This window comes from Geodermatophilus sp. DF01-2, assembly GCF_004571065.1.
Classification (GTDB): Bacteria; Actinomycetota; Actinomycetes; order Mycobacteriales; family Geodermatophilaceae; genus Geodermatophilus.
Genome location: NZ_SPQN01000139.1, coordinates 1 through 5927 on the forward strand (window position 1 = coordinate 1; position 5927 = coordinate 5927).

Here is a 5927-nt window from a genome sequence, read left to right on the forward strand (position 1 = left end):
GTTGACGTGCGCGAGCGGCACCGCCCCGGAGGCGACCGCGGCCGCGCTCCCGCCGGAGCTGCCGGCCGGCGAGCGCGCCGTGTCCCAGGGGTTGCGGCTGACCGTGCCGGGCCCGTCGGTGGCGGCGTAGAGGCACAGCTCGGGCACGCGGGTGATGCCGACGACGACGGCCCCCGCCCGGCGCAGCCGCCGCACGACCTCGTGGTCGTGCGCCTCCGGCTCCCCGGCGCGGGCCGGCGAGCCGTCGGTGCAGACCTCGCCGGCCACGGCGACGTTGTCCTTGACCGCGACCGGCACCCCGGCCAGCGGCATCGCGAACCGGGTGAGCGCGGTGTCGACGGCGTGCGCTTCGGCCAGCGCCGCCTCGCGGCGGACGACGCGGAAGGCGCCGATGCGGGGCTCCACCTCGTCGAGGTGGGCCAGGTGCGCGCGGACCACCTCGACGGCGGTCAGCCCCCCGGACCGGACGCGCGCGGCCAGCTCGGTGGCCGGGAGCCCGACGACCCCGGACCCCGCCCCGCCGGGCCCGGCGCCGACCCGCAGACCTCCGCTAGCGTCCATGCGTGGACCGTAACCGCGGCCACCGACACTCCACGAACGGGAGGCTGGGATGAGCTCGGGGAGCTACACCGGGGACGGCTACACCGGTGACGTGGCGGTGGGCGGGTCGGCGGACGTCCGCGAGCTGCCGGGGCTGACGATCAGCAAGCTGGCGGTCAGCGAGATGGCCAACAACGCCTATCTCCTGCGCGACACCACGACCGGCGAGGCGCTGCTGATCGACGCGGCGGCCGAGCCGGAGGCGCTGCGCGCGCTGATCGGCGACGCCGACGTGCGCACCGTCGTCACCACGCACGGGCACTGGGACCACCACCGCGCGCTCCCCGAGGTGGTCGCGGCGACCGGCGCGGTCACCGTCGCGCACCCCGCGGACGCCGCCGACCTCCCCGTTCCCGTGCAGCGGCCGGTCGAGCACGGCGACACCGTGCAGGTCGGCGGGCAGACCCTCGAGGTCGTGCACCTGCGCGGCCACACGCCGGGCAGCATCGCGCTGGTCTGGCGCGGCTCGGGGAACTCCGGCACGCACGTCTTCACCGGGGACAGCCTCTTCCCGGGCGGGGTGGGCAGGACATGGTCGGCGGAGGACTTCGTCTCGCTGATCGACGACGTCGAGCAGCGGCTGTTCGGCCCGCTGCCCGACGACACCTGGGTCTATCCCGGCCACGGCAAGGACACGACGCTGGGCTCCGAGCGCCCGCACCTGGCGGAGTGGCGCGCCCGCGGCTGGTGAGATCGCGCGCCGGACCCGGACCGCGGCGAGCGCACCGGTCCCCGGATGGGCGCCGACGGAGCACCATCCGTGCATGGCAGAGCCGTCTGGGAACCGAGCCGCGACCCGGTCCCCGCACGAGACCGGCCCCGGCCGTGGTCACTGGGGCACCGACCTCCCGGGTGCCCGCCGGCTCGACCACCCGGGACACCTCCCGAAATTGCTGCACCCGCACCGGGCGAGGCACCTGAGGAGGCGCCGCCACCGGCTCGCCCTGGCCCTCGCGGCCGGCGTGGCCGTCGCCGTGCTGGCCGTCGCCGTGCCGGCCGTCGTCGTGTGGCGCAGCGCGGACGACCCCGCCGGCCAGGTGGACACGTCGCAGGCCGCCGCGACGCCGGAGGGGACGGGCGGAGCGTCGGACGGTGAGCCCGCCGCTCCGGCACCCCCGTCCCCGGCCGCGAGCCTGCCCACGCCGGGCGTGGGCCCGGCCGTCCCCGTCGGGCCGGCGCCGCACCACGTCGCGGTCACCCCCGACGGGCGGATCGCCTACGTCGCCGATCCCGCCGCCGCCGCGGTGGTCGTCGTCGACACCGCCTCCAGCGAGGTGGTCGGCACTGTCCCGATCGCCGAGGGCCCCCCGCAGCAGGTCGCCTTCGCGCCGGACGGTCAGCGCGCCTTCGTGTCGGTCCATGACGCCGGTTCCGGCGTGGACGCCGTCGCGGTTCTCGACGTCGCCTCCGGCACCGTCGTCGACACGGTCCCGACCGGCCGCGGTCCCTCCGCCGCCGCCGTCAGCGCCGACGGGGAACGCGTCTACGTGCCGATGTCCCTCGGCGCGCACCTCGACGTCCTCGACGGGCGGACCGGCGCCATGGTGGGCGAGATGGAGACGACGCCCAACCCGCGCGCCGTGGTGCTCAGCGCCGACGGCCGTCTCGCCTATACCGCCGACTCCGTCGCGGACGTCGTCTCGGTCCTCGACGTGGCGACCGGCGGGATCGTGGCCACGATCCCGGTCGGCCGCGGTCCCCAGGCCCTCGCGGCGTCCCCCGACGGCACCCGGGTCGCGGTGGTCAACCAGGCCGGCGAGGACGTCTCGCTGATCGACACCGCCACGCGGACCGTCGTCGCCACGATGCCGGAGGTCGGCGCGAGCCCGCAGCACGTCACCTACGCGCCGGACGGACGGCACCTCTACACGGCCAACTCCGGCGACGGCACCGTCTCGGTCGTCGACACCGCGACCGGAGCGGTGACCGCCCGGGTCGCCACCGGCGTCACGCCCACCAGCGTCGCGGTGCTGCCGGACGGGCGCCGCGCCCTCGTCACGAACCGCAGCGACGGCACGGTGCGGGTGCTGGAGACCGCGTAGCCGCCCGGACGTCCTATCCGCCCTCGAAGAGGGCGACCAGCTCGTCGGGGGTGCAGGCGACGTGCAGCGGGACGACGGACACCGTCCACTCCGGCCGGCGCTGGTCGATGCCGAGCGCGAGGTCCCAGGCCGCGTGGGCCGACAGCGGGCCGAAGCAGGCGTCGTCCCCGTCGTCGCTGACGGCCACCTCGACCAGCCAGGTGTCGGAGAGGTCGGCGGCGAGCTCGGCGAAGTCGGGCTCGGTGCCGTCCTCGGGCTCGGGTGCGTCGGCCTGGACGGGGTAGACGATGGCCATGACCGGCCTTCCTAGAGGTGGATGCCGCGGGTGAGGGCGCCGTGCACGGCGAGGTCTCGCTGCAGGTCCATCGACGGTCCTTCCGCGGTGGGTCGGGTGGGTGACGGAGCAGGCGGCTCAGGGAATCAGCACAGGGTCGCCGCGCGGCGGCGCAGGTCGTCGTGCAGCCCGCCGTAGGCGGCGGCCCGGGGCAGGAGCGATTTCCGCGCCTTCACCACGGTGCTGTAGTTCGCGTCGACGACGTTGGCGATCGGCACCTCGGCGATCTGCGAGAGCAGCTGGTAGGCGTCCATCGGATGCAGCCCGTAGAGCTCGCCGAACCAGCGGACCAGCTCCACCTGCCCGATCCGCCAGGCGTCCTCCAGCGGGCGGCTGGAGCCGACGGTCATCCAGTGGGTGTCGTCCTCGAGACGGGGCCATGACGGAGCTGTTGCCGGCGCCCCACCCTTGAGGAGCTCGACGATCAGCGTCGTGGTCATCGCGCCCTCGACGGCGGTGCCGCAGGCCTCGCCCTCGCCCTGCCGGTAGTGCCCGTCGCCGACCGAGAACAGCGCGCCCTCGACGTTCACGCCGAGGAAGCAGGTGGTGCCGGGCCGCATCTGCGGAGTGTCCATGTTGCCGCCGAACCGCTCGGGCACCAGCGAGCTGCGCACCTCCCCGCCGGCCGGCGCGACGCCGACCGTGCCCAGCATCGGCTCGACCGGGAGGGCGATCTCCAGGTCGGTGTGCTGGGCGGCGAAGGTCACCGTGTTGGCGGCCCGGTCGAGCTCGTAGATCCAGGTCGTGTCCGGCAGCGGGTCCTGCAGGGTGGCGACGCGGTCGGTGCTGGTCAGCCCGCCGAAGAAGGGGATGGCGGCCGACGCGCCCCAGTCGCGGGCGGGTTCCATCGCGACGAAGTGCAGGGCCAGGGTGTCCCCGGGCTCGGCGCCCTCCACGTGGAACGGGCCGGTCTGCGGGTTGACGAAGCGCAGGTCGACCTTCTCGCCGGAGAGGTCGGAGGGCTTCCGCAGGACGCCGCAGAACGCGTCGTCGGACCACACGCGCAACGCCGTCCCGGGGAGGATTCGCCGGAGCGGGGCGACGCCGCCGAAGGTGAAGGCGTACTGCTCAAACGCGGGCGTGACCTCGACGACGTCCATGCCGCACCCTAGGGACGCGCCGGTGACGTCGGCAACGGCGCGTTCCCGGCCCGCAGCCGCACCCGGTCCGGCGTCTGCTCCCCCACCGACGGGGCGCCGAGCAGCTGCATCCTGCGGGTCGGTCCACTCCCGGACACGGCGCCGACCCGCGGCGGGGCCTCAGACGAGCCGGGTGGTCGTCACGGTGAGTGGCTCGCGGCCGTCGCCGGCCAGCTCGGCGGGGTCCTCGTCCGGAGCGACCGGCAGCCAGCGCGCCCACCAGCGCAGCAGGTGCTCCAGCCGGACCAGCCGGTGCCGGGGTCGCCCGGAGCGGGCGAGGTCGTGCCCCTCGCCCGGGAACAGCAGCAGCTCCGACGGGACGCCGCGGCGCTTGAGCTCCCCGTAGAACCGCAGCCCCTGCTCGGGCGGGCAGCGCCGGTCGCCGTCCCCGTGGACCACCAGGGTGGGCGTGGTCACGTCCACGGCGCGGACCGCCGGCTCGGCCCCGAGGTACTGGTCGGCGAACCACCAGCCGACGTCGGACGACGCCGCGAAGCCGGCCGGGTCGGTGAGCGCCCCCTCGACGACGGCGGCGGCGAACCGCGTCGTCCGCCCGATCAGCACCGTGGCCAGCCAGCCGCCGTAGCCGGTGCCCATGACGCCGACCCGGTCGGCGTCGAGCGCGGGGTCCTCCAGGACCGCGTCGAGGAAGGCGGCGACGTCGTCGGCATCCACCGTGCCACCCGCCCCGCGGACCGCCCGGCCGTGGGCCTGCCCGTAGCCGGACGACCCACGCGGATTGCACCGGACGACGGCGTATCCGGCGGACACCAGCGCCTGGGTGTCCACGGAGAGCGCCCAGCCGTCCTGCTGGTGCGGCCCGTCGTGGACGCACAGCAGCACCGGGTGCGGCCCGGGCCCGTCCGGAACGGTCACCCACCCGTGCACCGGGGACCCGTCCGGTGCGGCCGCGGTGCGCGACTGCGTGCGGTGCAGCCGCCCAGTGGCGCCCAGCGCGCGGCCGAAGCCGGTGAGCAGTCGGCGCCGGCCCGGCGTGATCGCGATCAGCTCCCCGGCCGAGCGGTCGTGCCCGACGGTGGCGACGACGACCCCCCCGCCCGCCGCCACCCCCCGCACCGTGAACGGCCCGTCGACCAGCGCCTCCGGTGGCCCACCGTCCAGCGGCACCCGGAGCAGCTCGACGGCTCCGCGCCGCTGCACGCCGAGGTGGGCTGCTCCCCGGCCGAGCACGGTCGCCGGGGAGTCGTCGCCGCGGCAGGTGTCCGCCGGGTCGAGCACCGGCTCCAGCGCACCCCCGGCGGCCGGCACGCGGCACAGCGTGGCGCCGCGGCCGACGACGTCGAGCCCGTCGGGACCCAGGTCGGTCCGGGCGGTGAGCCAGATCCAGCTCCCCGACGGGTCGTAGGCGGGCAGCGCGCAGTCCGCCCGGCCGTCGGTGACCCGGCGCAGCGCCCCGCCCGCGGCGGGGACGGCGTACACGTCGCGGACCAGGTCGCGGTCGGCTCGCGCGTGCCGGGCGGAGACGAAGGCCAGCTCGCCGCCGTCCGGGCTCCAGGCGACGTCGACGTCGTCGGCGACACCGTCGGTGACCTGGCGGGGCTGCGGCAGTGGCGTCCCGTCGTCCGCCCCGTCGGGTGGCAGGTCGAGGACGAAGACGTGGCTGGGCCGGTCGATGACCACGCCGACGCCGTCGGCCTGCCAGCGCAGCGTGGTGACCAGCCAGGGCGGCTGCGCGGCGCGGTCGGCGCCGGTGCGGTCCGCCTCCGGCACGCGGGCGGCTTGTCGAGGCTGGAGACGACCGCGTGGTACGGCGTCAGCCCGGCGTCGGTGAGCGAGACGGTGGCCAAGATC

At 76.2% G+C, this 5927-nt stretch carries 6 protein-coding genes; 2 read left to right on the plus strand and 4 right to left on the minus strand.

Translation table 11 applies throughout. The features are described 5' to 3' along the window. Nucleotides 1-561 (minus strand): amidase family protein (locus E4P41_RS20960; protein ID WP_245177543.1); only part of this gene is annotated, 561 nt, incomplete at its 3' end. A gap of 49 nt (nucleotides 562-610) precedes the next feature. Between E4P41_RS20960 and E4P41_RS20965 the strand changes: the two genes are divergently transcribed. Both E4P41_RS20965 and E4P41_RS20970 read left to right on the plus strand, forming a co-directional pair. Continuing rightward, the gene (locus E4P41_RS20965; protein ID WP_135143141.1) at nucleotides 611-1291 is read left to right on the plus strand and encodes an MBL fold metallo-hydrolase; all 681 of its coding nucleotides are present in this window, start codon (nucleotides 611-613) and stop codon (nucleotides 1289-1291) included. A gap of 73 nt (nucleotides 1292-1364) precedes the next feature. Beyond that, complete coding sequence (locus E4P41_RS20970) at nucleotides 1365-2642, plus strand: cytochrome D1 domain-containing protein (RefSeq protein ID WP_135143142.1); 1278 nt, start codon at nucleotides 1365-1367, stop codon at nucleotides 2640-2642. A 13-nt stretch (nucleotides 2643-2655) separates the two neighbouring features. Here the strand turns inward: E4P41_RS20970 and E4P41_RS20975 are convergent, their stop codons facing one another. From E4P41_RS20975 to E4P41_RS20985, 3 genes are all read right to left on the minus strand, one after another. After that, on the minus strand, nucleotides 2656-2937 hold the full coding sequence (locus E4P41_RS20975; protein ID WP_135143143.1) for a hypothetical protein: 282 nt from the start codon (nucleotides 2935-2937) through the stop codon (nucleotides 2656-2658). Between the two features lie 125 nt (nucleotides 2938-3062). Further along, nucleotides 3063-4076 carry an acetamidase/formamidase family protein gene (locus tag E4P41_RS20980; RefSeq protein ID WP_135143144.1) on the minus strand — a complete coding sequence of 338 codons (1014 nt, stop codon included), beginning with the start codon at nucleotides 4074-4076 and terminating at the stop codon, nucleotides 3063-3065. Between the two features lie 159 nt (nucleotides 4077-4235). Then, nucleotides 4236-5846, minus strand: coding sequence for a prolyl oligopeptidase family serine peptidase (locus tag E4P41_RS20985; protein ID WP_245177544.1), 1611 nt, complete (start codon nucleotides 5844-5846; stop codon nucleotides 4236-4238). Between the last annotated feature and the right edge of the window lie 81 nt (nucleotides 5847-5927).

What these genes read in the sequence shown, in the direction of transcription:
- E4P41_RS20965 (WP_135143141.1), top strand. Translation starts at nt 611, where the DNA reads ATGAGCTCGGGGAGCTACACCGGGGACGGCTACACCGGTGACGTGGCG.
- E4P41_RS20970 (WP_135143142.1), top strand. Translation starts at nt 1,365, where the DNA reads ATGGCAGAGCCGTCTGGGAACCGAGCCGCGACCCGGTCCCCGCACGAG.
- E4P41_RS20975 (WP_135143143.1), bottom strand. Translation starts at nt 2,937, where the DNA reads ATGGCCATCGTCTACCCCGTCCAGGCCGACGCACCCGAGCCCGAGGAC.
- E4P41_RS20980 (WP_135143144.1), bottom strand. Translation starts at nt 4,076, where the DNA reads ATGGACGTCGTCGAGGTCACGCCCGCGTTTGAGCAGTACGCCTTCACC.